The 26905-nt window shown below is 72.4% G+C and carries 22 protein-coding genes; 15 read left to right on the top strand and 7 right to left on the bottom strand.

Annotated features, from left to right (window positions below):
• Positions 1-4 precede the first annotated feature (4 nt).
• From JG540_RS06755 to rarD, 3 genes are all read right to left on the bottom strand, one after another.
• On the bottom strand, positions 5-634 hold the full coding sequence (locus JG540_RS06755) for an RES family NAD+ phosphorylase (RefSeq protein ID WP_234042719.1): 630 nt from the start codon (positions 632-634) through the stop codon (positions 5-7).
• Positions 631-1212: a hypothetical protein gene (locus JG540_RS06750; protein WP_200274871.1), complete on the bottom strand. Its 582-nt coding sequence runs from the start codon at positions 1210-1212 to the stop codon at positions 631-633. Before JG540_RS06750 ends, JG540_RS06755 begins: the two co-directional genes overlap by 4 nt.
• Positions 1213-1640: 428 nt before the next feature.
• Positions 1641-2579 (bottom strand): EamA family transporter RarD, encoded by a 939-nt coding sequence (rarD, locus tag JG540_RS06745; protein ID WP_234042718.1) that lies wholly within the window; start codon positions 2577-2579, stop codon positions 1641-1643.
• A 762-nt stretch (positions 2580-3341) separates the two neighbouring features.
• Between rarD and rbfA the strand changes: the two genes are divergently transcribed.
• From rbfA to JG540_RS06720, 5 genes are all read left to right on the top strand, one after another.
• The gene (gene rbfA, locus JG540_RS06740; RefSeq protein WP_200274870.1) at positions 3342-3917 is read left to right on the top strand and encodes a 30S ribosome-binding factor RbfA; all 576 of its coding nucleotides are present in this window, start codon (positions 3342-3344) and stop codon (positions 3915-3917) included.
• Positions 3914-5275, top strand: coding sequence for a tRNA pseudouridine(55) synthase TruB (gene truB, locus JG540_RS10665; RefSeq protein WP_325132739.1), 1362 nt, complete (start codon positions 3914-3916; stop codon positions 5273-5275). Before rbfA ends, truB begins: the two co-directional genes overlap by 4 nt.
• Before the next feature lie 13 nt (positions 5276-5288).
• Complete coding sequence (locus JG540_RS06730; protein WP_200274869.1) at positions 5289-6398, top strand: bifunctional riboflavin kinase/FAD synthetase; 1110 nt, start codon at positions 5289-5291, stop codon at positions 6396-6398.
• Between the two features lie 368 nt (positions 6399-6766).
• The gene (gene rpsO / locus JG540_RS06725; protein WP_200274868.1) at positions 6767-7036 is read left to right on the top strand and encodes a 30S ribosomal protein S15; all 270 of its coding nucleotides are present in this window, start codon (positions 6767-6769) and stop codon (positions 7034-7036) included.
• A gap of 376 nt (positions 7037-7412) precedes the next feature.
• Positions 7413-8441, top strand: coding sequence for a DUF6882 domain-containing protein (locus JG540_RS06720; RefSeq protein ID WP_200274867.1), 1029 nt, complete (start codon positions 7413-7415; stop codon positions 8439-8441).
• A gap of 302 nt (positions 8442-8743) precedes the next feature.
• On the opposite strand, the gene fucO is transcribed toward JG540_RS06720, so the two are convergent.
• The gene (gene fucO, locus JG540_RS06715) at positions 8744-9895 is read right to left on the bottom strand and encodes a lactaldehyde reductase (RefSeq protein ID WP_200274866.1); all 1152 of its coding nucleotides are present in this window, start codon (positions 9893-9895) and stop codon (positions 8744-8746) included.
• A 386-nt stretch (positions 9896-10281) separates the two neighbouring features.
• Between fucO and JG540_RS06710 the strand changes: the two genes are divergently transcribed.
• The 3 genes from JG540_RS06710 to JG540_RS06700 all read left to right on the top strand — a co-directional run bounded on the left by JG540_RS06710 (position 10282) and on the right by JG540_RS06700 (position 15695).
• A complete protein-coding gene (locus JG540_RS06710; protein WP_200274865.1) occupies positions 10282-12666 on the top strand; it encodes a polyribonucleotide nucleotidyltransferase in 2385 nt (794 codons plus the stop codon).
• A 291-nt stretch (positions 12667-12957) separates the two neighbouring features.
• On the top strand, positions 12958-14370 hold the full coding sequence (locus JG540_RS06705; RefSeq protein WP_200274864.1) for a M16 family metallopeptidase: 1413 nt from the start codon (positions 12958-12960) through the stop codon (positions 14368-14370).
• 158 nt (positions 14371-14528) lie between these two features.
• Positions 14529-15695, top strand: a complete 1167-nt coding sequence (locus tag JG540_RS06700) for a glycosyltransferase family 4 protein (protein WP_200274863.1) — start codon at positions 14529-14531, stop codon at positions 15693-15695.
• A gap of 173 nt (positions 15696-15868) precedes the next feature.
• On the opposite strand, the gene JG540_RS06695 is transcribed toward JG540_RS06700, so the two are convergent.
• Positions 15869-16603, bottom strand: coding sequence for an IclR family transcriptional regulator (locus JG540_RS06695; protein ID WP_200274862.1), 735 nt, complete (start codon positions 16601-16603; stop codon positions 15869-15871).
• A gap of 169 nt (positions 16604-16772) precedes the next feature.
• Here JG540_RS06695 and leuC point away from each other — a divergent pair, with 169 nt between their 5' ends.
• The 5 genes from leuC (at position 16773) to JG540_RS06670 (ending at position 22576) form a co-directional block, all read left to right on the top strand.
• Complete coding sequence (gene leuC, locus JG540_RS06690; protein ID WP_200274861.1) at positions 16773-18191, top strand: 3-isopropylmalate dehydratase large subunit; 1419 nt, start codon at positions 16773-16775, stop codon at positions 18189-18191.
• Between the two features lie 20 nt (positions 18192-18211).
• A complete protein-coding gene (gene leuD / locus JG540_RS06685) occupies positions 18212-18895 on the top strand; it encodes a 3-isopropylmalate dehydratase small subunit (RefSeq protein WP_200274860.1) in 684 nt (227 codons plus the stop codon).
• 348 nt (positions 18896-19243) lie between these two features.
• The gene (gene murA, locus JG540_RS06680) at positions 19244-20575 is read left to right on the top strand and encodes a UDP-N-acetylglucosamine 1-carboxyvinyltransferase (RefSeq protein ID WP_200274859.1); all 1332 of its coding nucleotides are present in this window, start codon (positions 19244-19246) and stop codon (positions 20573-20575) included.
• A gap of 55 nt (positions 20576-20630) precedes the next feature.
• Positions 20631-21515 (top strand): lysophospholipid acyltransferase family protein, encoded by an 885-nt coding sequence (locus tag JG540_RS06675; RefSeq protein WP_200274858.1) that lies wholly within the window; start codon positions 20631-20633, stop codon positions 21513-21515.
• Entirely contained in the window at positions 21512-22576 is a 1065-nt protein-coding gene (locus tag JG540_RS06670) for an NAD(P)H-dependent glycerol-3-phosphate dehydrogenase (protein WP_200274857.1), read from the top strand. Before JG540_RS06675 ends, JG540_RS06670 begins: the two co-directional genes overlap by 4 nt.
• 10 nt (positions 22577-22586) lie before the next feature.
• Here the strand turns inward: JG540_RS06670 and JG540_RS06665 are convergent, their stop codons facing one another.
• On the bottom strand, positions 22587-23225 hold the full coding sequence (locus JG540_RS06665; RefSeq protein WP_200274856.1) for an AMIN-like domain-containing (lipo)protein: 639 nt from the start codon (positions 23223-23225) through the stop codon (positions 22587-22589).
• 64 nt (positions 23226-23289) lie between these two features.
• Between JG540_RS06665 and JG540_RS06660 the strand changes: the two genes are divergently transcribed.
• Positions 23290-24495 carry a D-alanine--D-alanine ligase family protein gene (locus JG540_RS06660; RefSeq protein WP_200274855.1) on the top strand — a complete coding sequence of 402 codons (1206 nt, stop codon included), beginning with the start codon at positions 23290-23292 and terminating at the stop codon, positions 24493-24495.
• Positions 24496-24502: 7 nt separating this feature from the next.
• Complete coding sequence (thiL, locus tag JG540_RS06655) at positions 24503-25582, top strand: thiamine-phosphate kinase (RefSeq protein WP_234042717.1); 1080 nt, start codon at positions 24503-24505, stop codon at positions 25580-25582.
• A gap of 91 nt (positions 25583-25673) precedes the next feature.
• On the opposite strand, the gene JG540_RS06650 is transcribed toward thiL, so the two are convergent.
• Positions 25674-26708 carry a LacI family DNA-binding transcriptional regulator gene (locus tag JG540_RS06650; RefSeq protein ID WP_200274854.1) on the bottom strand — a complete coding sequence of 345 codons (1035 nt, stop codon included), beginning with the start codon at positions 26706-26708 and terminating at the stop codon, positions 25674-25676.
• Positions 26709-26905: the final 197 nt, after the last annotated feature.

Below are 26905 nucleotides of genomic sequence, written 5' to 3'. Positions count from 1 at the left end.
GCGCTTACACGACGTCGTAGCCGATCTGCGGCGCAAGCTCGCACAGCAGCGCGTGGACGGTGGGGTCGTCCAGGGGCGCAGTCTCCGCCGGGAAGGTGGGAATCGAGTCAGCAGCCGCTGAGAACAGCACAGTCATGGGCTTTCCGGTCATGGTGGAGCGCACGCGCAGGCCGTCAGTGCCGGGCCGTTGCGCACGGACCGCGCGCGACCAGGCGCGGCAGGTGGAGCGGCTGTCGCTGTCCAGGCTGACGGAGGCGCCGTTGCGCAGCGCCCACCTGGAGCTCAGGTCCAGCAGCCGCAGCGGGCGGCTGGGGTACCAGACCTGCAGGACAGGGGCGTCGCTGCGGGTGTCGATCAGGCGGGTGTCGGCGAAGACCTCTGCCGTGCAGGTAAGCAGCTCGTCAGCGGTGTAGAGCACGCCGACGCCAGGGTGCTCCCCAGGGGGAGGGGGCTGCGGGTCCCAGCGGCAGCGGGAGACCGGCCCCCAGGTGCGCAGCTGGCCCCAGGGCAGGGCGTAGGGGCTGGTGGAGAAGGTGATACGGGCCAGGGGCGAGTCGTACAGCTCAGTGAAGTCGCCAGGCTCAAAGGTCAGCGGGCAGGGAGGTGTGCTGGGGTTCTTGGGGCGGGGGCTCACCGGTGGTCGGCCCCGTCCAGGAGCCGGACCACCTCGGCGGGGTCTGCGCCCTGCTGGAGCCAGGTGACCGGGCTCAGGCCGTCAAGCACCTCGGGGTCGGGGGTGGTCATACGGGCCTCGATGGTGGCTGGGGTGAGCTCTGGACGGAGGTGGGGGACGACGCCGCCGAGCCCGGGCAGCGGGCGCCCGTCCACGAACTGCCAGGTGGGGAAGCGCAGGGCGCGACCGTCATGGTAGGCGTAGAGCTTGCGGCCAGCGGCACGCGTGATGGAGGAGGGGTTCTTGTGCAGCAGCTCCGCTACCTCCTTGGTGGACAGTGAGCGGGCCAGCTGGCTCACGGCGGTGCGGGCCCGGTGCTGGGCGGAGATCGCCTCGGCGTAGCTGCGGTCCGCGACGATCCGCTGGACCTGCTCGGGGTGGCGGGCTGTGGGCACGGAACGCCGCAGGAAGCTGGTCATACCGGCAGACAGCGGGGCGGCTCCGGCCCGAGCCCGCCCCGAGGACTCTCGCCGCAGGAGCTCAGCGAGGTCCTCCTCGGTCAGGGACAGTTCGGCCAGGACGTCGTCGAGTACCGTCATGCAGCTATGGTAACGCATCCTATTGCAGGTACATGCGCTATTAATGCACTGCACCCTGGGACCTGCCCCTCCTAACAACCCCTTCCCTTGCCGCGAGACCGGGACATATGTACCGCGAGACCGGGACATATGTACCGCGAGACCGGTAAGGGGGGCCTAAGCTGCCTTGGTTCTTAGCGTATTCAGCGTGCCGGGTTCGTCGTCGTGGTGCGCCGTCCAGCGGCTGGTGCCAGTGCCCGGACCTGACGACGCCGCGCGCTGCCGTCTTGCCTGTCGCCCAGCGCCGCGCCGTCGCTGTGCCTCGCCGTCTGGCCTGACGCCGTGTGCCTCGCCGTCTTGCCTGTCGCCCAACGCCCCGCCGGTACCCCTGCCCCGCCATCGCCCGGGCCTTCGTCGTCGCCGCGTGCCTCGCCGTCTGGCCCGCCGCCTCACCGGCTGCGGCTGCGCGGCAGCGAGCGAAGCTGGGCCAGCAGGTCCACCACGAACACCAGCACCGCCAGCCACACCAGCCCCATCGCCGCCCAGCGGGCGCTCGTGATCTCCTCCCCGAAGACCAGCCAGGCCAGTAGGAACTGCATAGCCGGTGCCAGGTACTGGCTCAGCCCCACCACGCTCAACGGCACGCGCGCCGTGCCAGCAGCAAAGAGCAGCAGTGGCAACGCCGTCACCGGTCCCGCCAGCACCAGCAGCACCATCAGCCCGGCCCCTCCCTGCGGCCCCTGAGGTGCGGCCCCTCCCGCAGCCTGCAGCCAAGCCAGGTACCCCAGGGCGAAGGGGGCCACCACCAGCGACTCCACCGTCAGGCCGCTGAGCGGGTCCACCCGCCCGCCCACGCTCTTCTTGGCCAGCCCGTACAGGCCGAAGGACAGCGCCAGCCCCAGCGACACCCACGGCACTGAGCCCTGCAGCGCCACCATCACGCCCACCCCCGCCGTCGCCAGGAGGATCGACAGGAGATGCGCCCGCCGCAGCCTCTCACCAAGCACCAGCGCCGCCAGGGCCACCGTGACCAGGGGGTTGATGAAGTACCCCAGGGCGGCGTCGGCGGTCCGCCCGGCGTTGACACCGTAGACGTAGATCAACCAGTTCACGGTAATAAGTGCCCCCGATGCCACCAAGGTGCCCAGCAGCCGTGGCGTGCCCAGGACGCGCCCCAGCCGCGCCCAGGAGCGGCGCAGCGCCACCAGCACCAGACAGGTCACCAGGGTCCACATGATGCGGTGCCCGATGATCTCCACCGCGCCCGCCGCTGCCAGCAGCTTGAAGTACAGCGGGAAGAATCCCCACAGGAGGTAGCAGCCCAGCACCATCGCCATGCCGGAGCCGTCCTGCTGGTTCTGCGGTGCTGGGTGGCTTGGCGACGGCATTGGCTGGCTCGTGCTTGCGGTTGGCGTGTGCGGCTCAGCGGTTCTCATGTGTCTCCTCGCGGCTTGGGCCCGTTGATGCTACCGGCGTGGGGGAGCGGCTTGGGGTGGGGTGGCCGTAGGAGGGGGCGGTGCGGGGGTGCAGGTGGGGTGGGGTGGCCGTAGGAGGGGCGCAGCTTGGGGTGGGCTGGTTCGGGCGGCGAGGCGTGGGGGAGCGGCTTGGGGGCGGGCTTGTGCAGGCTGGGCGGCGTTGGGGGGCGGGTGGGTGGCCAGGCCTTGGAGCCGGCGCACACTAGGGGCGCCGCCGCCTGCGGGTGGAAGCGTTTTTCCTTGGAATGACGGGCTCCTGCTGTCGGGCTGGTTTGCGGGTGCCTGCCTGCGCCCCTCTAAAGGTGCAGGTCGCTGGCTGGGGCACGCCTCACGCCCTGCCCGTACGGCTCGGCAGGGTCAGGAGCGTTGGAATCCCACGTTTGTGAAAGTCGTGCGGGTTTCAGGGCGTGCAGCTCGACGGCGGCGCCCACGTGACGGGCTGCTCAAGGCTGTCTGCGGCTCTCTCCAGCAGCCGTGGACGCTCCTGAGCGGTAGTTATCCACAGGGCGTACCGGTCTCGTGAGCCATATGTCCCGGTCTCGCGGTACATATGTCCCGGTCTCGCGAGAGAGGGGGTGGGGGTGGGGCGGGAGAATCTGCGACAATGCGTGCCGCCCCGTCCTCCGGGGTCGCCCCAGCGCTACCGCGCCCCGCCCTGCCTGAAGGAGACACGAAATGGCTGACGCCGCCCGCGCCCGGAAGGTCGCCGACCGGATCCACCAGACCGTCGCCCGGCTCCTGGAGCGCCGTATCAAGGACCCCCGCCTGGGCTTCGTGACCGTGACGGACGTGCGAGTCACCGGTGACCTGCAGCAGGCCACCGTCTTCTACACGGTCTACGGCTCGGACCGGGAGCGCCGTGACTCTCAGGCCGCGCTGCGTTCCGCCTCCGGCCTGATCCGCTCCGAGGTGGGCAAGGCCCTGGGCATCCGCCTGACCCCGTCTATCGCCTTCCAGCTGGACGCCCTGCCCACCCAGGCCCGCACCTTTGAGGACGCCCTGTCCCAGGCCCGCCAGCGTGACGCCGAGATCGCCAAGGCCTCCGAGGGGGCCCAGTACGCGGGCGACGCCGACCCCTACCGTCACGACGAGGAGGAGGCCGGGGACGACGACCCGGCTGACGGGGCCGCCGCGCCCGTCGCGTCCTCCGCGCCTGCCGAGGCTTACAGGGCTGTCGAGGCCGACTGGCCGGAGGACGAGCCCGCCGGGGTTCCCGAAGCCGCTGCAGCCGACGAGGACCCCAAGGCGTGACCACCAGGTTCCCGGAGAAGCTGCCTCCAACCAGGCCTGCTGCCCGCCCAGGCCGTCCAAGGTTCCCCCGCGCCGCCGCCCCCGCCCCGGACGGCCTGCTGCTGGTGGACAAGGCCGCCGGGCTGACCAGCCACGACGTCGTCGGGGCCGTGCGGGCGCTGGCCGCCACCCGGAAGGTAGGGCACGCCGGGACCCTGGACCCGATGGCCACCGGCCTGCTGGTCCTGGGCGTCGGCAAGGGCACCCGCTTCCTGACCTACCTGGTGGGGGCCGACAAGACCTACACCGCTACCGTCCGCCTGGGCCAGGAGACCAGCACCGAGGACGCTGAGGGCGAGGTCACCACCGCCCGGGGCTGCCCACCGCCAGCGGAATGGCCCGCTCCGGGGCTGGAGCACGCCCTGCATACGGCGCTGGCGGAGCTGACCGGGCCGATCATGCAGGTGCCCTCAGCCGTGTCCGCCATCAAGGTGGACGGGGTGCGCGCCTACCAGCGTGTGCGTCAGGGCCAGGAGGTGGAGCTGCCCGCCCGCCCTGTGACCGTCCACGAGCTGCGGCTCCTGGGGCCCTTGCGCCCGACCCTCGCCGCGGACGGCACCCCGGTGGTGGACCTGGAGCTGCACGTGTCCTGCTCCTCGGGCACCTACGTGCGGGCCCTGGCCCGTGACCTGGGGGCGGCCCTGGGCACCGGTGCGCACCTGACGGCCTTGCGCCGCACCCGGGTGGGGCCCTTTGACCTGTCGGAGGCGCACAGCCTGGAGCAGCTGGGGCAGGAGGTGGAGGCGCAGCTGGCTGTGGCGGCCACGGGCGGCCAGGCCCAGCCGCTGCAGACGCTGCCTCTGGCGCAGGTGGCGCGGCGCTGCTTCTCCTCCCTGGACCTCACCGGTGCCCAGGCTCGCGCCCTGGGGTACGGGCAGCCGCTTCCTGCCGCCGTCCTGGAACAGGTGAGCTGGCTGCCGCAGGCCATTACCGCCAAGGCTCTGGAGGGCCGGACGGCGCAGGCGGGCCGGGGTGGCCGGGCAGGTCCGCAGAGCCGGACGGTGCAGGTGGTCCAGGTGGTCTCGGAAGGCCGGACGGCGCAGGCGGGAGCCGGAAGCCAGGCGCCGCAGGTTGGGCGAGGTGAACCGGCCGGTCAGGCCGGTCAAGCGCCCAGAGACCGCCAGGTGCCCCAGGGCACCCAAGCGCCCCAGACCAGCCAGCCTCCCCAGGCCGACCAGGTGGTGGCCGGGTTCGCGCCGGAGGGCAGCCTCGTGGCACTGTTGGCGCGTCGGGGCGGCGGCCTGCGCCCGCTGCTGGTCCTGGAACCGGCAGCAGGCGGCACCGCCCCAGGCGCCCCAGAAGCCAAGCAGAAGAGTTAAGGACACACATCCCGTGCAGGTCTGGTACGGCCCCGAGCAGGTTCCCCAGTCCCTGAGAGCCCCTCAGGGGCCGGGCAGCGTCGTCACCATCGGTGTCTTTGACGGCGTGCACCGGGGCCACCAGGCCATCCTGGAGGCCGTGGTGGCGCGTGCCCACCGTGCCGAGCAGGCCCGTGCCACCTACCACTCCTACCTGCCTGGCCAGGCCCACGGGCCCCGCCCCGCCTCCGACACCCGCCCCCCCTCCGGCACCTCCGCGCCCACAGCCGCCCGCCCTCTGGCGGTGGCCATCACCTTTGACCCGCACCCGGCACTGGTGCACCGTCCCCGGTCCTGCCCCACGCTCATCACCTCCCTCGCGGACCGCCTGGACTCCCTGGAGCAGGCTGGCCTGGACGCGGTGCTGGTGGTCGAGTACACGCTTGAGTTCGCCTCCCAGGGGGCGGAGGACTTCATCCGCACCTGGGTGGAGGGGCTGCTGGGGGCGCGCGCCATCGTGGTGGGCGACGACGTGCGCTTCGGCTCAGGTAACTGCGGTGACGCCCGGTGCCTGCAGCAGATCGGGCAGGCTGACGGCCTGGAGGTGGAAATCGTCGCTGACGTGACCGCCCCGAACGGCCGCCGCTGGTCCTCCACCTGGGTGCGTGAGCTGCTCCAGGAGGGTGACGTGCGTGGCGCTGCCGAGGTGCTGGGCCGCCCCCACCGTCTGCGCGGCACGGTCGTGCACGGCCTGCGTCGGGGCCGCGAGCTGGGCTTCCCCACCGCTAACCTGCAGGCGGCCAGCGCCGGGGTGGTCCCTCCTGACGGCGTGTACACGGGCTGGCTGCTGCGGCCGGTGGCGGGGGGCTGGGAGCGCCTGCCCGCCGCCATCTCGATCGGCACCAACCCGACCTTCGACGACGTGCCCGAGCGCACCGTGGAGGCGCACGTCCTGGGGCGGGCGGACCTGGACCTCTACGGGCAGGAGGTGGTCATAGAGCTGGTTGACCGGCTGCGCCCGATGCTGGCCTTTGACGGGCTGGAGCCGCTGCTGGAGCAGATGCGCGAGGACGTGGAGCGGGCCGCGCACCTGCTGGGGGTGCCGGTGCCTGAGCCGATCTCCCCGGCCGACGTGACCGCCTGAGCCCTGGCCCGTCTTCCGGCGGCGGCCAGTAGGGGTACTCTGGCCCGCTGACGGCGGTGTGTGGCTGCGGCGCTGCTTGGCCTAGTCCTTTGTGGGCCTGCCTGCAGCTGCGCCCCTGGGTGCCTGCGGGCTGTCGGGGGTGGCGACGGCGGGGTGGGCTACAGGCTTCTGGGCGTGCGTCTCCCCGCGCGGCCTTACCGGCCTGTACCTGGCTGCCGGGGCCCGCGTGTCTGGTTGCACAGGGCGCTGGCTGGGGCCGGGCGGGGGAGTGCTGGTAGGGTTGCCGGGCCGTCTACCGGCCACGGAAGCGTAATGCCCAGGGAAACCGGCCCTGGAGCTCCGTGCAACGAGACCTTAAAGGAGTCCCGATGTCGATTTCCGCCGAGCGCAAGCAGCAGCTCATCGCCGAGTACGCCACCCACGAGGGTGACACGGGCTCCCCGGAGGTGCAGGTGGCGGTGCTGTCCGAGCGCATCTCCAACCTGACCGAGCACTTCAAGTCCCACACCCACGACCACCACTCCCGTCGTGGGCTCTACCTGCTGATCGGTAAGCGTCGCCGTCTGCTCGACTACCTCATGCAGGAGGACATCGAGCGCTACCGTTCGCTGATCGCCCGCCTCGGTATCCGCCGCTGAGCGCCGGGGAAGCCCCCACAGAAACTGAGCCCCTGGCCCCCGTCGCCCGTTCTGGGAGGTGGGGGCCAGGGCCGTTTTACCCTGCCGCAGCGTGGATAGTGCGCCCCGGTGAGAATGGGGGAGCCGTGAGGGTGCGCTGACGATTCGCGCCGTGTGGCCAGCGCGTTGGGGAACCTGGTGCTCCTGAGGGCCTGCAGGCGTCTTAGAAGTCAGGGGGCCGAAGCCGCTTGGGAGTGCGCTTGACGCACGCGGGTGCCTATCATCACAGGCTGCCAGTCCGCATGGGGAGTCCAGCCCCTTTGCCGGGCGCCAGCGGCTGCCAGACGATTGGACCACCGGCGGGGACCTGCCCCGCAGCAAGCTGAGGAGAGGCCCTGTGGGAGCTGACCTTACCTACGCAAGCACACCAGCCGGGGCTGCGCCCTCCCGCCCGCTGACCACGAACACCTCCCTCTTCCCGGCGGACACGCCCTCGGAGGCAGGCACAGGCCCAGAGTCCGGCCGTACCCTCCAGACAGGCGTGCGCCCGGAAGCGAGCACCCCGCCAGAGTCAGGCGTCCGCCCGGAGGCAAGTGTGCCCCCGCCGGCGGCTCCCGCCCCGGTCCCCCCTGTATCGGTCAGCCCCGCACCCGCCCCCGCTTCGACCAACCCCTACCCAGCCACACCCGCCCCCGCCCCTGGGCAGCTGGCAGCCACCTGCACCGCTCCCCGCCAGCTGGCCTTCAATGCCGGGGTCGAGCTGGACCTGCAGGACTGGCGGCAGGTCTACTCCGCCTGCCTGGGCCCCTCCCGGGCCGTCCAGGAGGCCGTGGCCGAGCAGGTGGTGCGCGACCGGGACTGGTACGTGGACTTTGACCTGGGCACCCTGGCCTTCGGGGAGGACTCCTTCCCGGTGCAGTTCCTCGGCTCGGAGGCCGCCGACGACCAGACCTGGATGTGGGGCTGGCACAACGTCAACAACTTCCCCTCCTCGATCGTCGCCATCGCCCAGTACCTGCGTCAGCTGGGTCACCGCTGGGGCCTGGCAGAGCTCGCCACCCCCAGCTTCCCGCTCAGCCAGGAGCTCAACGGCCACGCCCTGGCCGCCGTAGCCTCCGTGCTGGCACCCGAGCCGGTGGCCTACTACCGCGGCCCCCACACCGGTGGCGTGGTCCTGCTGGCCTTCTCCGATCTGCCTGCGGAGGTCTTCGCGCCGGTGGGCCCCCAGCGCCTGGCCAGCTTAGTCTCCCAGTGCCTGGGCCTGCCCTGCGACCACCGGCTGCTGGTGGAGGGCCTGCTGTGCTGGAACGGCACCGCCTACAGCTGGCAGGGGCGCAGCCTGGTGGCCAGCTGCCCCCAGGAGCTCGTCTTTGACTTTGACGCGCACTGGCGGCTCACGGGCCTGAGCACCCGGCAGCCCGCCTGAGCCGCCCCCTGCTGCGGCAGGGTCTGAGCACCCGGCAGCCCGCCTGAGCCGCCCCCTGCTGCGGCAGGGCCTGAGCACCCGCCAACCCGCCTGAGCCACCCCTTTTGCGGTGGCCGTGCCGCACCCGTAGACGGGGGCGGGGCCACCGGTTCCCTGGCCGGTGACCCCGCCCCTCCACGTCCTCGGAGGTGAGGGGACCCCGACGCGGCTGAGTCGCAGGCGCCCCGCCCCTGCGCTGCCTCAGTGCTCGCCGACGCCGCTTCCGGCGCGGCCGCGCCGTCAGCACCTCCGCCCCGCAGGGCCTACAGCAGCGAGCGGTAGAGCGCCTCGATGTCCTCCCGGGTGGCCGGGCGCGGGTTGCCGGGGGTGCACACGTCGTTGAAGGCGTCCTCCGTCAGGTCCGCGATCCCGGACTCGTCCACCCCGATCTGCGAGATCCTGGTGGGGTTGCCCAGGTCCGCCGTCAGCTGGGCGACGGCGTCCACCGCCGCCTGGCGCGCCTGCGCCAGCGGCATGGTCTGGGCGCCCTCCACCCCGAAGGCCTCGGCGATGTCCCGGTACTTCTCCCCGGTGTAGTCCGCGTTGTAGGCCATGACGGGGGCCAGCAGGATCCCGTTGGCCAGGCCGTGCGGGGCGCCGTAGCGGCCCCCGAGCGGGTGGGCCATGCCGTGCACCAGTCCCAGGCCCACGTTGGAGTAGGCCATGCCGTTGATATAGGCGGCCAGCCCCATGGCCTCGACGGCGTCGGCGTCGCCCTCCGCGGCCTGGCGCAGGTTCTTGGCGATCATCTGGATAGAGCGCAGGCACAGGGCGTCGGACAGGTCCCAGGCGCCGGGGGTGATGTAGCCCTCGATGGCGTGGGTCAGGGCGTCCAGGCCGGTGGCGACCTTCAGGGAGCGGGGCATGCCGTCCATCAGGTCAGGGTCCACCACCGCCACCACAGGGATGTCGTGCGGGTCCACGCACACGAACTTGCGCTGCCTGGCGGTGTCCGTGATGACGTAGTTGATGGTGGTCTCCGACGCCGTCCCGGCGGTGGTGGGCACGCCGATGATCGGCACGCCCGGGTTCCTGGTGGGGGACAGGCCCTCCAGGGACAGCACGTCCTCGAACTCCGGGTTGGTGGCGATCACGGAGACCGCCTTGCAGGTGTCCTGCGGGCTGCCGCCGCCCAGCCCGATCAGCACGTCCGCGCCGGAGGCCCGGAAGGCGGCCAGCCCGGCCTGCACCTTCTCCACCGGCGGGTTGGGCACGACGTCGCTGAACATCTCCCAGCTGATGCCCGCCCCGTCCAGCAGGTCGGTCACCCGCTTGGCGGTGCCGTTCTCGGCCAGCACCGGGTCGGTGACGATGAATGCCTTGCTCAGGCCCCGGGCGGCGATCTCGGTGGGGATGTGGCTGATGGCCCCCCGGCCGAAGTAGCCAGTCTGGTTAAGGATCATGCGGTAGGTCATTTTTGGTGCTCCTGTGCGTGGTGCAGCCTGCCTTCTGGCGCAGGCCTGCAGTGTGACCAGGGTCTCCTGGGGGGAGGGTAAATGACAGGACCAAAAGTCCCTCGGAGGCTGCCGGAGGGCGGCCCAGATCACGTCGGCGAGCGCACGGCTTCACGGCCTGCCCGGCGTCTCGCAGGCTAGGATGGCGGGGTCCATAGCCTGTGCGCTGCAATATGAGGGGCGCGCAGCGGGACCGCAGCCTGGGGTCAGCCCCCAGGTGCGTCGGCCAGACCCGTCGGTTTTCGGTGGTGGCCTCCGGATACACGCCGTGGCGCGTGCGCTCCGTGGGCCTCGATCGAAGGCCACGGTCCGGCCCCGTGAACCTTCGAGAAAGAGACTCAGCACAGATGTTCGACGACACCGAGGTCACCGCCGCACAGGCCGTGATCGACAACGGCTCCTTCGGGAAGCGCGTTGTCCGCTTCGAGACTGGCCGCCTGGCCAAGCAGGCTGCCGGAAGCGCCATGGCCTACCTGGACGGCGAGACCGCCATCCTGTCGGCCACCACCGTGGGCAAGCACCCCAAGGACCAGTTCGACTTCTTCCCCCTCACCGTCGACGTGGAGGAGCGTCAGTACGCCGCGGGCCGGATCCCCGGCTCCTTCTTCCGCCGGGAGGGCCGCGCCGGCACCTCCGCCATCCTGGCCTGTCGCCTGATCGACCGTCCGCTGCGCCCCTCCTTCGTCAAGGGCCTGCGCAACGAGGTGCAGGTAGTGGAGACCGTCCTGGCCATCCACCCCGACGACGCCTACGACGTCCTGGCGATCAACGCCGCCTCCATGTCCACCCAGATCGCGGGCCTGCCCTTCGCCGGGCCGGTCGCCGGCACCCGCCTGGCCCTGATCGACGGCCAGTGGGTGGCCTTCCCCCGCTACTCCGAGCTGGAGCGCGCCACCTTCAACATGGTGGTGGCGGGCCGCGTCCTGGAGGACGGCGACGTTGCCATCATGATGGTGGAGGCCGGGGCCACGGAGAACGCCTGGGACCTGATCCAGGCCGGGGCCACCGCCCCCACCGAGACCGTCGTGGCCGAGGCCCTGGAGGCCGCCAAGCCGCACATCAAGGCCCTGTGCGAGGCCCAGCTGGAGGTCGCCAAGCACGCCTCCAAGCCCACCGCCGAGTTCCCCCTCTACCTGGACTACTCCGACGAGCAGTACGCCGCCGTCGAGCAGGCCGCCCAGGCCCACGACCTGGCCGCCGCCATCGCCACCGAGGGCAAGCACGCCCGGGACGAGGCCATCGACGCCGTGCGCGACCTGGTGCTTGCGGACCTGGCTGAGCAGTACAGCACCGAGGAGGACCTCAAGGCCCTCAAGGCCGCCTTCCGCTCCGTCACCAAGAAGGTGGTCCGCCACCGCACCCTGACCGAGGGCGTGCGCATGGACGGCCGCGGCCTCAAGGACATCCGCACCCTGGGTGCGGAGGTCGAGGTGCTGCCCCGCGTGCACGGCTCGGCGATCTTCGAGCGCGGCGAGACCCAGATCCTGGGGGTCACCACCCTCAACATGCTGCGCATGGAGCAGCAGATCGACGACCTCTCGCCGGTCACCCACAAGCGCTACATGCACCAGTACGTGTTCCCGCCCTTCTCCACCGGTGAGACCGGCCGCGTGGGCGCCCCCAAGCGCCGTGAGGTCGGCCACGGCGCCCTGGCGGAGCGTGCGCTCGTGCCCGTGATCCCCAGCCGCGACGACTTCCCCTACGCGATCCGCCAGGTCTCTGAGGCCCTGGGCTCCAACGGCTCCACCTCCATGGGCTCCGTGTGCGCCTCCACCCTGTCGCTGCTCAACGCGGGCGTGCCGCTCAAGGCCCCGGTGGCGGGTATCGCCATGGGCCTGATGCACGAGGTCATCGACGGGGAGACCAAGTGGGCCACCCTGACCGACATCCTCGGCTCCGAGGACGCCTTCGGCGACATGGACTTCAAGGTGGCGGGCACCCGCGAGTTCATCACCGCCCTGCAGCTGGACACCAAGCTGGACGGCCTGCCCTCCGAGGTCCTGGCCGGGGCCCTGGGCCAGGCCCGCGACGCCCGCTTCTACATCCTGGACGTCATGGAGCAGGCCATTGACGGCCCCGACGAGATGGCCCCCACGGCCCCGCGCGTGCTCACGGTCCACATCCCGGTGGACAAGATCGGTGAGGTGATCGGCCCCAAGGGCAAGATGATCAACCAGATCCAGGAGGACACCGGCGCCGACCTGACGGTCGAGGACGACGGCACCATCTACATCGGTGCCTCTGACGGGCCCTCCGCCGAGGCGGCCCGCGACGCCGTCAACGCGATCGCCAACCCGCAGATGCCGGAGATCGGGGAGCGCTTCGTGGGCACGGTCGTCAAGACCACCACCTTCGGCGCCTTCGTGTCCCTGTCCCCGGGCAAGGACGGCCTGCTGCACATCTCCCAGATCCGCCGCCTGGTGGGTGGCAAGCGCGTGGAGAACGTGGAGGACGTGCTCAACGTCGGCGACAAGGTGCAGGTGGAGCTGGCTGAGATCGACCCGCGCGGCAAGCTCTCCCTGCACGCGGTGCTCTCCGAGGAGCAGCTGGCTGCCGAGGAGGAGGCCAGGTCCTTCCGTGGTGCCCGCGCTGAGGACGACGGCGAGGAGCGCCCGCGTCGTGAGCGCCGTCCCCGCCGGGAGCGGGCCGAGGGCGAGGAGGGCGAGGAGCGTCCGCGCCGTCCGCGCCGCCGCCGCACCCGCACCGCCGAGGAGATCGCCACCGAGGAGTGAGCCTGCCTGACGCCTGCGGCGTCTGTTAGCGGCCCAGGGGGGCCGGTACCACCAGGTGCCGGCCCCCGCCCCTATCCCGCCCCTTTCGCGAGACCGGGACATATGGCTCGCGAGTTCGGTAAGGTCCACCTAAGTTCATGGGTGCAGGCGGCGTCGCGCCCCCGTCCCACCCGCCGCCCGTTCCACGCGAGGTGGCTGGGGGTGCGGCGTCGTGCCCCCGTCCTGCCCACCACCCGGCCGCGTGAGGCAGTCGACTGCTGGCGCGGGAGCCCCTGCCGCTAGGCTCAGGCGGTGACCAACTTGCAGCCCGCCGCCCCCGCCACGGCCTCAACCGCCACCGGTGCCCCTGCTTCCACCACCGCAGACGCCACCACCAGCTACACCGAGCTGGAGCTCCTGCGCGGCCCCGCTGGCACCCCCGGTACAGAGCTCAGCCTGCTCGACGGCGGCGCCACCCTGCGCCGTTCCATCCTGCCTGGCGGCGTGCGCGTCATCACCGAGCAGGTGCCCGGCCTGCGCTCGGCGTCCATCGGCATGTGGTTCGGCGTCGGCAGCCGCGATGAGGTGCCGGGCCAGGAAGGCTCCACCCACTTCCTGGAGCACCTGCTGTTCAAGGGCACCGCCAAGCGCGACGCCCGCGCTATCGCTGAGGCCTTCGACCTGATCGGCGGGGAGTCCAACGCCGCCACCTCCAAGGAGCACACCTCCTACTACGCGCGCGTGCAGGGGCATGACGCCATGACCGCCCTGGACGTCGTCACCGACATGGTCACCTCCTCCCTGCTCAGCCCCCAGGAGGTGGAGACGGAGCGCGGCGTCATCATCTCCGAGCTGGCCTCTGCGGCTGACGACCCCGCCGACGTCGCCCAGGAGGCCTTCGCCAAGGCCGCCTTCGGTGAGGACGCGCCCCTGGGGCGGCCGATCGGCGGCACCCCGGAGGTCATCGCCGCGGTGGCCCGGGACGCCGTGTGGGAGCACTACAAACGCACCTACGCCTCCGACACCCTGGTGGTGGCCGCCGCCGGCGCCGTCAACCACGACGAGGTCTGCGAGCGGGTCATGGCGGACCTGGCGGAGGCAGGCTGGGACACCTCCGCCAGCGCCGCCCCGCGGCCGCGGCGTTTCGAGACCACCGCCGTGGAGCCCCTGGACGTGCACGACGTCACCGTGCGCCGCGAGACCGAGCAGGCGCACGTCTACCTCACCTGCCAGGGCATCGCCGTGCGCGACGAGCGCCGCTGGGCCATGAGCGTGCTCACCACCATCCTGGGCGGAGGCATGTCCTCCCGCCTGTTCCAGGAGGTGCGGGAGCGGCGCGGCCTGGCCTACTCGACCTACGCCTTCGACGTCTCCTACGCCGGGGCCGGGGCCTTCGGCATGTACGCGGGCTGCGCCCCACGGGACGTGGAGGAGGTCTGCGCGGTCATGGAGGGGGAGTTCGAGCGGCTCGCCACCCACGGCGTCACGGAGCACGAGCTGGCGCGGGCGCGCGGGCAGCTGACCGGCTCCATGGTGCTGGGCGGGGAGGACTCCCTGGCCCGCATGGGGCGGCTGGGGCGTGGTGAGGTGGTCACCGGGCGGCTGCGCTCCATGGACGAGTCAGTGCGCCTGCTGCGCTCCGTGACCGCGGCGGAGGTCCAGGAGGTGGCCACCTGGCTGGCAGGGCAGGCCCGTGCCCGCGTGCTGGTGGGTCCTGGTTCCTGAGGTCTGGCGACGCCACAGCCGTCGCCGTGGCGGGCTGGGCTGGGCCTGCCGCCGGGGTGCGCAGCCTCCGTGACTCCGAAGGCCCGTTCCGCCAGCCTGCGGCCGCGAGTCCGAGAGCCCCTACCCGCCCTCGGCCGCTCCGGTGCTAGATTCACAGGGTGCGGATCCTCATCGTCTCTGACTGCTACGCGCCCCGGCTCGGCGGCATCGAGACCCAGGTGCGGGACCTCGCCCGCAACCTCCTGGCCGCCGGGCACGAGCCCATAGTCGTCACCGCCACTCCCCAAGGGGCCCAGCGTGGCCACAGCTGCGAGCGGCCAGACGGCTTCGCCGTCCACCGGTTCACCGCCCGCCTGCCCGCCGAGCTGCCCGTGCACCCTCGCGCTGGCACCGAGCTGTTCCGGCTCATGACCGTCCTGCGCCCCGACGTGGTGCACGTGCACGTGGGCATCGTCTCGCCCTTCGCCTGGTCCGGGATCGCTGCCGCCCGGCGCCGTGGCCTGCCGGTGGCCGCCACCTTCCACTGCGTGCTGGGCCCCTGGGCTGATGCCGGTGCCCTGGCGGGTCCCCTCAGCCCGGTGTCCCGCTGGCGCCGTGCTGGGGTGGACCTGACTGCCGTGTCCACCATGCTGGCCCAGGAGGTGTCCCGCGCCGGGGCCGGGAAGGAGGTCACCGTGCTGCCCAACGGCATCACCGTCGAGGACTGGCGCCTGCGCGACCAGCCCCGGCAGGTGGGGGAGCGGGACCCCGTCAAGGTGGTCGCCTCCCTGCGCTGGATCGCCCGCAAGTGCCCCCTGGAGGTGCTGCAGGCCTTCACCCGCGCCGTCGAGGTATCTGGTTCGACGACGGCGACCCTGGCCGTCTACGGTGACGGCCCCCTGCGTGAGCAGATGCACGAGGTGGTCTCCCGCTCCCCCCTGGCGGAGCGGATCGAGCTGGTGGGGCGGGTGGAGCGCAGCCGCCTGGCACAGGACTTCCAGGACGCAGACATCTACCTGCAGACCTCTCCGGCGGACTCCTTCGGTATCGCGGCCCTGGAGGGGCGGTGCGCAGGGCTGGCGGTGGTCGGCGTGGCCTCCAGCGGTGTGGCGGACTTCATCACCGAGGGGCAGGACGGCTACCTGGCGGAGGGGGTGGAGGGGCTGGCCCAGGCCCTGGCCCGGCTGCTAACCGACCGGGAGGCCCTGAACCGTATCAAGGCGCACAACCTGGCGGTGGACCCGCTGCCGGTGTGGTCCAGCGCCGTGGGCCTGAACCTCCAGGCCTACGAGCGGGCGCGGGCGACGGCGCGGCGGCGCTTCCAGCAGCGGCTCGCTGGGCGCTAGCTGGTTGGCTGCTGGAGGGGGGGCGACGGCGCCCCCGCCTCCGGCATGGCCTGCGCCGTCGGGGCTGACCGGCTGTCAGGGGGCAACGGCGCGGCCAGCGGCATAGCCGTGGGCAACAGCGCGGCGGCGTCACCGGCGGCACCGCCTGCCTCACGGGAGCGGGAGCCCCCGCACTACTCGGCGGCGAGCAGGATCTCGGAGAGGCGCTTGCCTGCTGCTACGACCACGGGCCCGTGCACCCGCCCCGGCTGGCGGCCCATGCGCTCGATCGGGCCGGAGATGGAGATCGCGGCGATCACCTTGCCGCCAGGGCCCCGCACCGGCGCGGACACGGAGGCCACCCCCGGCTCACGCTCGCCCACCGACTGGGCCCAGCCGCGACGCCGCACCGCCGAGAGCATGGTCGCGTTGAAGCGGGCGCGCACCAGGCCACGGTGCAGCCGGTCGGGGTCCTCCCAGGCCAGCAGCACCTGGGCGGCGGAGCCAGCCAGCATGGACATGGTGGCCCCCACCGGGATCGAGTCGCGCAGCCCGATAGGCCGCTCCGCGTTGGCCACGCACACGCGCACGTCACCCTGACGGCGGTAGAGCTGGGCGGACTCGTGGGTCTTGTCCCGCAGGGCGGTCAGGACCGGTCCGGCAGCCGCCAGCAGGTGGTCCTCGCCCGCGACGGAGGCCAGCTCGGTCAGGCGCGGTCCCAGCACGAAGCGCCCCTGGGAGTCGCGGCTGACCAGGCGGTGGTACTCCAGCGCCACGGCTATGCGGTGGGCGGTGGGACGCGCCAGGTGGGTGGAGCTCACCAGCTGGGCCAGGGTGGCCGGGCCCGCCTCCAGGGCGCTCATGACGAGCACGGCCTTGTCGATCACGCCGACGCCGCTGCTGCTGTCCCGCTCAAGAACGTCGTCCATAATCTGATACTGCCATTCCGAGGTGTGAGACTTCAAGTACTCTCGCCAATCCAGCAGGGTCAGCACCCTGCACCGGGGCCGTCCGTGCCGCCCTGACCAGCAGGACACCGCACCAGGCAGGCCGGCCACCGGGGCCGTAGAGGCGGGCAGTCAACACGAAAGGCAAGCAATGGGCCGCACCCTCGCGGAGAAGGTCTGGCGCGACCACGTCGTGCGCAAAGGGGCCGACGGCGCCCCCGACCTGCTCTACATAGACCTGCACCTGCTGCACGAGGTCACCAGCCCCCAGGCCTTTGAGGGGCTGCGTCTGGCGGGCAGGCAGGTCCGCCGTCCCGACCTGTGCATCGCCACCGAGGACCACAACACCCCCACCCTGGACATCGACCTGCCGATCGCGGACGCCACCAGCCGCACGCAGATCGAGACGCTGCGCCGCAACTGCGCGGACTTCGGGATCCGCCTGCACTCCCTGGGCGACGCCGACCAGGGCATCGTCCACGCCGTCGGCTCGCAGCTGGGACTGACGCAGCCGGGCATGACCGTGGTCTGCGGCGACTCCCACACCTCCACCCACGGGGCCTTCGGGGCGCTGGCCTTCGGCATCGGTACCAGCCAGGTCGAGCACGTGCTGGCCACCCAGACCCTGCCCATCGCGCCCTTCCGCACCATGAGCGTGCTGGTCGACGGCGAGCTGCCCGCAGGCTCCGGCGCCAAGGACATCATCCTGGCCATCATCGCCAAGATCGGTACCAACGGCGCCCAGGGGCACGTCATCGAGTACCGGGGCCGGGCCATAGAGCAGCTGTCCATGGAAGCCCGCATGACTATCTGCAACATGAGTATCGAGGCCGGGGCCCGGGCCGGGATGATCGCCCCGGACCAGACCACCTTCGACTACCTCCGGGGCCGCCCGCACGCCCCCGAGGGAGCGGACTGGCAGGCCGCGACCGCCTACTGGGCCTCCCTGCGCACCGACGCCGACGCCACCTTCGACACCGAGGTGGTGCTGGACGCCGCCGACATCGAGCCCTACGTCACCTGGGGCACCAACCCCGGCCAGGGGCTGCCGATCTCCGGGGCCGTGCCCGACCCGGAGAGCATCGCCGACGAGACCGAGCGCCGCGCCGCCCAGCGGGCCCTGGAGTACATGGACCTGGCCCCCGGCACCAGGCTGCGCGACATCCAGGTGGACACCGTGTTCCTGGGCTCCTGCACCAACGGGCGCATCGAGGACCTGCGGGCCGCTGCCGCCGTGCTCAGGGGGCGCCGCAAGGCCCCCGGGCTGCGGATGCTGGTGGTGCCCGCCTCAGCCCGGGTGCGCCTGCAGGCCGAGGCCGAGGGCCTGGACCAGGTGTTCAAGGACTTCGGGGCGGAGTGGCGCAACGCCGGGTGCTCCATGTGCCTGGGCATGAACCCGGACCAGCTCGCACCGGGGGAGCGCTCCGCCTCCACCTCCAACCGGAACTTTGAGGGCCGCCAGGGCAAGGGCGGGCGCACCCACCTGGTCTCCCCGCTGGTCGCCGCCGCCACCGCCGTGCGTGGCACCCTGTCCACCCCCGCCGACCTGGCTGGAACGCCCGCCGCCTGAACCGGAGCTGGAGCAACGCTATGGAGAAGTTCATCCGCCACACCGGCGTCGCCGCCCCGCTGCGCCGCAGCGCCGTGGACACCGACCAGATCATCCCCGCCGTCTACCTCAAGCGCATCACCCGCACCGGCTTTGAGGACGCCCTGTTCGCGCTCTGGCGGGCCAGCGAGCCCGACTTCGTGCTCAACCAGGAGGCCTACCGGCGTGCCAGCGTCCTGGTGGCCGGGCCGGACTTCGGCACCGGCTCCTCCCGGGAGCACGCCGTGTGGGCGCTGAAGGACTACGGCTTCAAGGTGGTACTGGCCCCGCGCTTCGCGGACATCTTCCGCGGCAACGCGGGCAAGCAGGGGCTGGTGGCCGGGGTTATCAGCCAGGAGGACGCCGAGCAGCTGTGGAAGCTGCTGGAGGCGGAGCCGGGCACGGAGGTGACCGTGGACCTGGAGGCGCGCACCGTCCATGCGGGGGCCTTCCGCACCACCTTCGCCATCGACGACTACGTGCGCTGGTGCCTGATGGAGGGGCTGGACGACATCTCCCTGACCCTCCAGCACGAGGCGGAGATCGCCGCCTACGAGTCCGCCCGCCCGGCCTGGAGGCCCCGGACCCTGCCCGCCCGGCACCTGCCCGCCGCCGAGGTGGTGCCCGCCCGCGCCAGCCAGGTGCCGGTGCCCCTGCCGCCGCCCACGGTGCGTTCCGGAGCCTGAGCAGGCGGGGGCCGTTCCGGCCCCGGCGGGCGCACGTGCCCCAGCGCGGCAGCCGCCTCCCCAGGGCGCCTGGGCGGCCGAGGGGGCGGTCCGGGCCGGTAGGGCGTGGGCAACCACCTCGCAACAGCGGCCTGGCGCCCCGCAACGGGGCCCGATGAGGCCAAGCACACTCCGCAGGGCCGTAAGGCCCAGCCGCTGGAACTGCCCCACCAGGTGGTGGGCCCCTATGCTTAAGCGGTGCGCGCAGCAAGGCGCGTAACCGGCAGGCAGCCCTGGCTCCAGCCCTGCCGGAGTCCCTAGGACCGCCCCCAGGAACCGCCTGGCGGGTGGCGCAGTACGGAGGTTCATATGGCTGACGGTGTCGACGGTCTGCTTCAGGTCGAGGGCGGACGCCCGCTGCACGGAGAGATCACCGTGCGTGGCGCCAAGAACCTGGTCCCCAAGGCCATGGTCGCCGCGCTGCTGGGAGAGACCTCCTCCGTGCTGCGCAACGTCCCCCTGATCCGCGACGTCGAGGTCGTCTCCGGGCTGCTGCGGCTGCACGGCGTCGCCATCGACTACGACCAGGCTGAGGGCGTGCTGCGCCTGGACCCCTCCCGGGTGGAGAGCGCCCACATGGCGGACATCGACGCCCACGCCGGCTCCTCCCGCATCCCGATCCTGCTGTGCGGGCCGCTGCTGCACCGCCTGGGGGAGGCCTTCATCCCGGACCTGGGTGGCTGCCGCATCGGTGACCGTCCCATCGACTTCCACCTGGACATCCTGCGCAAGTTCGGGGCCAGCGTGGAGAAGCTGGAGGGGGGCATCCGCATGAGCGCGCCCCACGGGCTGCGCGGTACCACCATCGACCTGCCCTACCCCAGCGTGGGGGCCACCGAGCAGACCCTGCTCACCGCCGTCCGTGCTGACGGGCTCACGGAGCTGCGTGGCGCCGCCATCGAGCCGGAGATCATGGACCTGGTGGACGTGCTCCAGAAGATGGGCGCGATCATCTCGGTGGACACCGACCGCACCATCCACATCGAGGGAGTCTCCGGGCTGCGCGGCTACAACCACCTGGCCTTGACCGACCGCATCGAGGCCGCCTCCTGGGCCTCAGCGGCCCTGGCCACCCACGGGGACGTGTTCGTGCGCGGCGCCCACCAGTCCCACATGACCACCTTCCTGAACACCTTCCGCAAGGTGGGGGGCGCCTTCGACGTCACTGACGACGGCATCCGCTTCTACCACCCCGGCGGGGACCTCAAGAGCATCGTGGTGGAGACCAACGTCCACCCCGGCTTCATGACCGACTGGCAGCAGCCTCTCGTGGTGGCCCTGACCCAGGCCAAGGGCCTGTCTATCGTCCACGAGACCGTCTACGAGAACCGCTTCGGCTTCACCCAGGCCCTGCGGCAGATGGGGGCCACCATCCAGGTCTACCGTGAGTGCCTGGGCGGCACCGCCTGCCGTTTCGGGCAGCGCAACTTCTACCACTCCGCCGTGATCTCCGGCCCCACCCCGCTGCAGGGGGCGGACATCGTGGTGCCTGACCTGCGTGGCGGCTTCTCCCACCTGATCGCGGCCCTGGCCGCCGAGGGCACCAGCCGGGTCTCCGGCATCAACCTGATCGACCGCGGCTACGAGCACTTCATGGACAAGCTGTCTGCGCTCGACGCCGCCGTAACCCGTCTGTCCTGAGCCGCCCCTGGGCCCTCCCGGAGAGAAACAGAGTCCTACCGTGACCCAGCGCCGCATGACCCCCTTTTACCGCTTCGCCGCCCGGGGGGCGATCATCCCCTTCCTGAGGCTCGTCTCCCGCCACCACGTGCGCGGCACCGAGCACATTCCCCGGGAGGGCGGCTTCATCGCCGTGTGCAACCACCTGTCCGACCTGGACTCCCTGACCGCCATGCGCTGCCTGGTGGACGCTGGCGTGCCCGTCTACTCCCTGGCCAAGTCCACGATCTTCTCGGTGCCGGTGCTGGGGCACGTGTTCAAGGCGGGCGGGCAGATCCCCGTATACCGGGGCACCGAGCAGGCCGGGAGCTCCTTGATCGAGGCGGAGCGGCGACTGCGGCAGGGCGACGCCATCATGATCTTCCCGGAGGGCACCCTCTCCCGTGACCCCCTCAAGTGGCCCATGACCGGCAAGACCGGGGCCGCCCGCCTGGCCATGGCCACCGGCGTGCCCGTGCTGCCCATGGGCCAGTGGGGGGCGCAGGACATCCTGGACTCCTTCGGCGGGGGCTTCCACCCCTTCCCGCGCAAGGACGTGCACGTGGTCATCCGCGAGCCCTTCACGCTGGAGCAGTACGGCTCTGACACGAGCGACCGGGAGGCGGTGCGGGCCGCCACCGCCGAGATCATGCGGCGGATCACCGAGATCGTGGAGGAGCTGCGGGGCGAGAAGGCCCCTCGCCCCTACGACATGCACTACGACGGCGACCCGGGCCCGGACAAGCGCGGGGTCCGCAAGCCCGATCCTGTGCCCGTGGAGGACACTCAGCCGACGGCGCCCGCCAGCGCCGCTCCCGCCGCGTCCACCAGCGCCTCCGGCGATCCCGTCAGCGCCCCGGCTGAGGACGCCTCCGAGGTCCCTGCCCCGGAGGTTCCCGGCCCGGACCAGGGGCAGCAGTGAGCCGCCGCGAGCAGGCGGGGACGGCGGAGGCCGCCCGCTTCACGCGCGCAGCCGTCATCGGCTCCGGTGCCTGGGGCACCACCTTCGCCTCGCTGCTGGGGCAGGGCGGCACCCGCACCACCATCTGGGCCCGCCGCCCGGAGGTGGCCGCCGAGATCAACCAGGGCACCAACGAGCGCTACGTGCCCGGCCACCGCCTGCCCGCCTGCGTGGACGCCACCACGGACCTGCGGGCAGCGGTCGCAGGCGCGGACCTGGTGGTGGTGGCCGTCCCCAGCCAGTCCGCCCGCCAGGTGCTGGAGCCCCTGCACGGCCAGCTGGCCCCCTCCTGCCTGGCCGTGTCCCTGATGAAGGGCATCGAGCTGGGCACGGGCGCGCGCATGAGCCAGGTGCTGCAGCAGGCCCTGGACCTGCCCGCCGAGCGGGTAGTGGTGGTCTCCGGCCCTAACCTGGCTGACGAGATCGCTGCCGGGCAGCCCACGGCCACGGTCGTGGCGGCCCAGGGGCTGCGGGCCCCGGAGGTGGCCGCCACCGTCGCCTCCCTGTGCGCCACCCCCACCTTCCGCCCCTACACCAACACGGACCTGCTGGGCGTGGAGCTGTGCGGGGCCGTCAAGAACGTGATCGCCCTGGCGGTGGGGGTGGCCAGCGGCAGGGGCCTGGGGGACAACACCAAGGCCACCATCATCACCCGGGGCCTGGTGGAGATCACCCGCCTGGGGCTGCGGCTGGGGGCCGACCCCGCCACCTTCTCCGGCCTGGCCGGGATGGGGGACCTGGTGGCCACCTGCTCCTCGCCCCTGTCACGCAACCAGACCTTCGGGCGGCACCTGGGGGAGGGCATGAGCGTGGAGCAGGCCGCGCAGGCCTCCCGGGGCGTGGCCGAGGGCGCCAAGTCCGCCCGCGCCGTGCTGGACCTGGCGGGCGCCCACGGCGTCGAGATGCCCATAACCGCGGCGGTGGCCGCGATCGTGGAGGGGCGGCTGAGCGTGAGGGAGGCCACGGAGGCCCTGCTCTCGCGCCCCCGCAAGGCTGAGGGCGTCGACGCTAAGCCGCTCTGAACGGGCGCGGCTAGGCCTGCGGGTGGGCCACGTCCACCACCAGGCGGGTGGGGGAGCTCAGGGCCTCCACCCGGTAGGCGCGCGTCCGGGTGCCCAGCACCAGCTGGAACTGCGCCTCAAAGGTCGGGTCCAGGTAGGCGGCCACCAGTCCGGCCCCGCCCACCGGCAGCAGGGAGGGCCCCTGGTAGGCGACCTGCTGCTGCTCGGGCAGCACCGGCATGGTCACCCCGGTGCCGCGCAGCAGCAGGAGGTGGTCTCCCTCCACCGTGATCTGGTCCCCCTTGCCCTGGGTGTAGGCCTCCTCCACCCACTGCACGTCCCAGCCGGGCGTGCCCGTGCCGGTGAAGTCGACCACCAGCCGGTCGTAGCCCTCGTGGACCCCGGTGCGCACGGCGGTGATGACCAGGTCCGGGCTGCCGGAGGCGGGCTGGGAGCTGGCCTCGCTCAGCCAGGCCCCTGTGCTGCCCGTGGGCTCCGGCTGGGGTGGCAGGCTGGGCGTGGCCGCGGAGGCGGTGCCGGTAGGCGCCAGCTTGGTAGAACTGGTGGAGGAGTCCTGGCTGGGGGCGGTCTCCCGGCCACAGCCCACCAGCAGGCCCGAGAGGGCTAGCGGCACGGCGGTAAGTACACGACGGCGGGTGATGGTGGTCATTTGCGGCTCCAGACTCGTGGGCTTGCCCGCCCAGGTTAGGCCCCTTGGCGGTAGCGTGGGCCTTATGCCACGTGACAATGACATTACGTCTTCCCCTGCTGTCCCTGCCCCGGCTGCCTCCCCCGCCCCTGAGCCCGCTGGCCGCCCCAGCGCCCGACCCCGGGTGGCGGTCGTCTTCGGGGGCCGTAGCGGGGAGCACACCATCTCCTGCGCCACCGCCGCCGGGGTGCTGCGCGCGATCGACCGGGAGCGCTACGACGTCGTCCCCGTGGGCATCACCCGCAGCGGCAAGTGGGTGCGGGTGGCGGACGACCCGGCGGCCCTGGAGCTGGACGACTCCCGCCCGCCGGTGGAGATCACCGTGGAGGGCATGGGCCAGGGCGAGCTGGTGGTGGCCCTGGGCGGCGGCCCCCTGACCGCCGTGACCGCCGGGGGGCCCGAGCTGCTGGGGGAGGTGGACGTCGTCCTGCCGCTGCTGCACGGCCCCTACGGGGAGGACGGCACCATCCAGGGCCTGCTGGAGATGCTGGGCCTGCCCTACGTGGGCTGCGGCGTGCTGGCCAGCGCCGCCGGCATGGACAAGCAGGTCACCAAGGTGCTGCTGGGGGCCGCCGGTATCGAGACCGCCCCGCACGTGGTTGTGGGCCCGCACCGCTGGGCACGGGAGCGCGAGCAGGTGCTGGCCGAGTGCCAGTCCCTGGGCTACCCGCTGTTCGTCAAGCCTGCCCGGGCGGGCTCCTCCCTGGGTATCACCCGGGTGGATGCGGGCGGGGACCTGGTGGCCGCCATCGAGGCCGCCCGCCTGGTGGACCCCAAGGTGCTGGTGGAGGCTGGCGTGGTGGGCCGGGAGGTGGAGGTGGCGGTGCTGGCCGGGCACGGCGACGACGCCCCCCGCGTGGCCGAGCCGGGAGAGATCGTCATGGACGCCGCCCACGGGGCCGGGGAGTTCTACGACTACGAGACCAAGTACCTGGCCCACGAGGCCGTGCAGATGGTCTGCCCCGCCCGCACCACCCCCCAGGAGCGTGAGCTGCTGATGAGCACCGCCGCCCGCGCCTTCGAGGCCCTGGGCGGGGAGGGGCTGATGCGCGTGGACTTCTTCCTGACCGCTGACGGCCGCGCCCTGGTCAACGAGGTCAACACCATGCCCGGCTTCACGCCCTTCTCCATGTACCCCTACATGTGGCAGGTCTCCGGCCTGGGCTACACCGAGCTGGTCACTGAGCTGATCGAGCTGGCCCTGGAGCGCCCCACCGACGTCAACCGCTGAGGCCAGCGTGCTGCCGCTCGACGACGCCCGCCTGGTGGGTGAGGTGGGTGAGGAGGCGCTGCTGGCCGCCTTCACCCCGCTGCTGCCTATCGGGGGGCACGCCCTGGTGGGCAACGGTGACGACTGCGCGGTGCTGGCCGCCTCCGACGGGCGCTACTGCGTGAGCACGGACCTGCTGGTGGAGGGCCACCACTTTGACCGCGCCTGGTCCACCCCCGAGCAGGTTGGGGCCCGCGCCGCCGCCCAGAACCTGGCGGACGTGGCCGCCATGGGGGCGGTGCCCACCGCCGTGGTGGTGGGCCTGGTGCTGCCCCCCAGCACCACCGTGGGCTGGGTGCGGGGCCTGGCCCGGGGCCTGGGGCAGGCCTGCCAGGCCTGCGGCGCCGGGGTGGTGGGTGGCGACCTCAGCGCCGGGGAGCAGCTGGTGGTCAGCGTGACCGTGCACGGTGACCTGCAGGGTCGTGCCCCGCTGCTGCGCGACGGCGCCCGCCCCGGGGACCTGCTGGTCCACGCCGGGGACCTGGGGAGGTCCGCGGCCGGGCTAGCGCTGCTGCGTGCCGGGATCAGCGGCCCCGAGCAGCTGGGACCGCAGGCTAGCCCGCCGGTGCGGGAGGCGGTGGCCTGGGCGCTCGCGGGCTTCCGTAGCCCTGCCCCGCCGCTGAGCCTGGGGCCCGCCCTGGCGCGGGCGGGGGCCCACGCCCTGATGGACGTCTCCGACTCCCTGCTGCGTGACGCCGGCCGCCTGGCCCGGGCCAGTGGGGTGCGCCTGGACCTGGACGACCCCTGCGGCCAGGGCAGCTGGCTGGCGGGCTGCCGCCGACGTCTGGAGGTACTGGTGCCGCTGCTGCAGGCCCCGGGACCAGGGGCGCTCACGGCGGAGGTGGCCCGTACCGCAGCCGCCTGGGTGCTTACGGGAGGGGAGGACCACGGTCTGCTGGCGGCCGTGCCCGCAGGCAGCCAGGAGGCCCTGCCCGCAGGCGTGCGGGTGCTGGGCCGGGTGCTGGAGCATGTGCCGGGTACGCCCTCGGTGACGGTCGGCGGCGAGCCCTGGCAGGGGGCGGTGGGCTGGGACCACTTCGAGGCCTGACCAGACAGGTGTGGCAGCGCCTGCCCTGAGCCTGCCGCGGCCAGGGCGCACTGGGTCAGCCGGGACCGGTCAGCAGGTCAGCCAGGACCGGTCAGTGGGGCGGCGGCGCCGTCGAGCTGCGCACAACCAGCTTGGTCGGGATCGTGACGCGCCGGGCCCCGTCCTTGGGCCCCTCCTCGATCTGCTCCATGATCAGCTCCACCATGGTCGCACCGGCGCGGTGGAAGTCGAGCTGGACCGTGGTCAGCGGGGGAGAGGCGTAGGCCCCCAGGGACAGCCCGTCAAAACCGACCACCGACACGTCCTGGGGGACCCGGCGGCCGCGCTGCTGCAGCGCGCAGACCAGCCCGAGGGCGACCTCGTCATTGGCGCAGAAGACGGCGGTCACCTGCGGATCCTCAGCCAGCAGGCAGCCGGCGCGGTAGCCGTCCGTGGCCTCCCAGCCGCCGGGCAGCGGCGGGGGCACCGGCAGCCCGTGCTGCTCGAGCCTGCGGGCCCAGGCGGTCTGGCGCAGCCGGGCCGACTGGGAGTCCTCGGGGCCGCAGACGTGCTGCACCTGGCGGTGCCCCAGGCCGACCAGGTGGTCTATAGCGGCCTCCACGCCGCCTACCTGGTCAGCGGAGGCTGAGGGGTAGTAGCCGACCAGGGCGGAGTCGGAGGAGGCTACGGGCAGTCCTGGCGGGAGCGCCAGGTGCTCCGCCGTCGCCCGGCCGGACTGCACGATCACCAGGCCCTCGACCGGCTGCCGCACGAGGTCGGTCACGGCTGCGTGCATGGCGTCGGCCTCCGGGTGGTTGACCTGGGTGACGGTGACGGCGATCCCCCGGGCCCTGGCGGCGTCCAGGACCCCGCTGAGGGTGTGCGCCTCCCCGGTGCGCTCCACCTGTTGGGTGAGGACGCCGATCACGTGGTAGGAGCCGCTGCGCAGGGCCCGGGCGGCGCGGTTGGGGACGTACCCGAGCTGGCGCATGGCCACCAGGACCTTGTCGCGCGTGCTGGGGCGGACCTTGTCCGAGCCGCGCGAGACCCGCGAGACGGTCTGTGCGGAGACGCCCGCGAGGCGAGCGACGTCGTCGATTGAGGGGGCGCGCCGGGTGACGGGGTCACCTGCCTGTGCAGGATCCATGGCCAGACCCTACCAACGGCGGACAGGGTGGCTGGGGACTGGGGTGTGCGCCACCCCTGCCGCAGCTCAGAATGATGACGTCAACATTCCCCAAGAGGAGAGTCTGAGGTTAGTTTTTCTATTGACACCTGGAAGTGACGGTGACCATAATGGCGACGTCGCCATTTGGGTGGCACGACTGAGGGCATGGCAGCGCG

Origin of the sequence: Actinomyces weissii, from assembly GCF_016598775.1 — a bacterium.
Lineage (GTDB): Bacteria > Actinomycetota > Actinomycetes > Actinomycetales > Actinomycetaceae > Actinomyces > Actinomyces weissii.
The sequence above is the reverse complement of the archived record's forward strand: the minus strand, read 5'-3'. Positions and strand labels throughout refer to the sequence as shown.